A 724-nucleotide genomic window follows, 5' to 3' on the forward strand; every position below is an offset into this window, starting at 1 on the left:
CAGCAATGTGCCGCGTCCTACAGGTAAACAGAAGCACTTATTATTATGAAGCAGCAACAAAAAAAGATGAATCAGAACTTACTGCAGACATTCAGGAAATTTTTAGAAAAAGCCGGAACCATTATGGTACACGAAAGATCAAGAAAGAACTGGCTGATTGCGGGAAACAGGTATCAAGACGCAGGATTGGACGGATCATGAAGCAGGAAGGTCTGATATCAAGCTATACTACAGCTCAGTTTAAACCGCAAAAAGACAGATGTAATGAATCAAAAGTGGCAAATGTGTTGAACCGACAATTTCAAAACCAGCCATACCGTAATGTGGTGGTAAGTGATTTAACTTATGTAAGGGTAGGAAACCACTGGAATTATATCTGTGTACTGATAGACCTTTTTAACAGGGAGATCGTTGGATACAGTGCAGGAGAACATAAAACAGCAGAGCTTGTAAAACAGGCATTTAGGAAGGTAGAAGGCAATCTGTCGGAAATCCATATCTTCCACACAGACCGGGGAAATGAATTTAAAAATGAGACGATTGAGGAACTGTTAGAAACGTTTCATATAGAACGTTCCCTGAGCCATAAGGGATGTCCTTATGATAATGCAGTGGCAGAAGCTACGTTCAAGGTCATTAAAACAGAATTCGTGTGGAATGAAACATTCCATACATTAGAAGAACTGAAGATAAAACTATGGGATTATGTAAACTGGTATAATCA

The 724-nt window shown here is 39.2% G+C and carries 1 protein-coding gene; it reads left to right on the forward strand.

The annotated features are described in order from the left end of the window. The coding region (locus tag DXA60_RS16640; RefSeq protein WP_199536243.1) for an IS3 family transposase at positions 1 to 724 on the forward strand (724 nt) is incomplete at both ends.

Source organism: Roseburia sp. OF03-24 (assembly GCF_003463035.1).
Lineage (GTDB): Bacteria > Bacillota > Clostridia > Lachnospirales > Lachnospiraceae > Roseburia > Roseburia rectibacter.